The organism is Halobellus sp. EA9 (assembly GCF_051195055.1).
GTDB lineage: Archaea > Halobacteriota > Halobacteria > Halobacteriales > Haloferacaceae > Haloquadratum > Haloquadratum rubicundus.
In genome coordinates this window covers 1-1,071 of sequence record NZ_JBNTJW010000041.1, presented here as the reverse complement: position 1 = coordinate 1,071, position 1,071 = coordinate 1, and the positions used below count along the sequence as shown (strand labels likewise).

Genomic DNA, 1,071 nt, shown 5'->3' with positions numbered 1-1,071 from the left:
CGTTGCTGGAGCGGCTGATTGAGGACGCTCAGAAGATCCACCAACAACGACCAATCTTACAAGAAACGCTCGCTACCGCTACACAACCGAGGTGTGAGTCTTAGCTAAAGACGAATGACTCTCATACTTAGCCGATGTACGTTGAAATGCTGGACGGTCCGGACCCACCCCCCAAATATTGCTGGTAAAGCGTCCTATCCCTGAGTCTCAAAAATCAAACTCCGGGAAGTAGTACACCTCCCCGGTATCTTGTCGGCGCTTCAGGTTTTGTTCTTCGTTCACCGGTTCCCAGTCACACGACAAGAGAAGAGCCAAATCAACCGTGGGATATTCTCCCGGCGGGCCTTCTTCAATATCTTCGAGTGTTGCTTCAATTTCGCGCTTTGATTTGCGTGGCATTTTGTTGCTCCTCTAACTTGTCGATCCGTTGGCTCAACTCTTCGAGGTCTTTGTCGGCCAGATACTTCCGCCGCGTTGATAGCGCCGAGATAATCACCCGGAGATACTTCAGCCGGATCCGCTCCTTCTCCGGGGACCGGATTCTTCCGTCACCAAGTGACTTGTACCGTGCCTGTTCTATCACGTCGCTTAACTCCGCTAATGCTTCGTCGCGTTGGGATTGTATTTTGTCGGATTCTTCTTGCATAGGTGCTAAGACTCTTGATTTTCTTGATTGCCGTCTTACAACGGGTTGCTTAGATCCCGCTTACGCTCTCCAGTTGATTCCCGGCCAAAGCCGCCACCGGGGTACTGAAAAAATGGTCCGTAGGTGCGGACTCCGAACGGGAGACTATGGATATTCCCTCGCCTTTCGGGTCATCGGGAGATTGCTTACCGATCCCTACACCGCGAACAGGTACATTCGGTGATCGGCGTCTTTCGCTTCCCGAACTTGTACTTGGCCGATTCGTAATCAGCCACACCGACCAACTCAGCTACATCCGTTCGGAGTTGTTCGGGTGCGTCTGACGGGTCCGCGTGTAGTGCTTCAATGTCGGTAGTTCCCATCGTTTCTGATTGCTGACTCGATTTCTGCAGAGAAATGAACGAGATTGGAGCGACTGATTCATC

The 1,071-nt window shown here is 51.8% G+C and carries 3 protein-coding genes; all 3 read right to left on the bottom strand.

Going from position 1 to position 1,071, the window contains the following annotated elements; genetic code table 11:
- Window positions 1-207: 207 nt before the first annotated feature.
- Window positions 208-399 (bottom strand): hypothetical protein, encoded by a 192-nt coding sequence (locus ACQUQ0_RS17550; protein WP_435187043.1) that lies wholly within the window; start codon window positions 397-399, stop codon window positions 208-210.
- Window positions 371-646, bottom strand: a complete 276-nt coding sequence (locus ACQUQ0_RS17545; RefSeq protein WP_435187041.1) for a hypothetical protein — start codon at window positions 644-646, stop codon at window positions 371-373. The genes ACQUQ0_RS17550 and ACQUQ0_RS17545 overlap by 29 nt, the downstream gene beginning before the upstream one ends.
- 185 nt (window positions 647-831) lie before the next feature.
- On the bottom strand, window positions 832-1,071 hold a 240-nt coding region (locus ACQUQ0_RS17540), incomplete at its 5' end, for a hypothetical protein (protein ID WP_435187039.1).

Excerpts from the sequence above, each read along its gene's own strand:
- ACQUQ0_RS17550 (WP_435187043.1), bottom strand. The coding sequence starts at position 399 with ATGCCACGCAAATCAAAGCGCGAAATTGAAGCAACACTCGAAGATATT.
- ACQUQ0_RS17545 (WP_435187041.1), bottom strand. The coding sequence starts at position 646 with ATGCAAGAAGAATCCGACAAAATACAATCCCAACGCGACGAAGCATTA.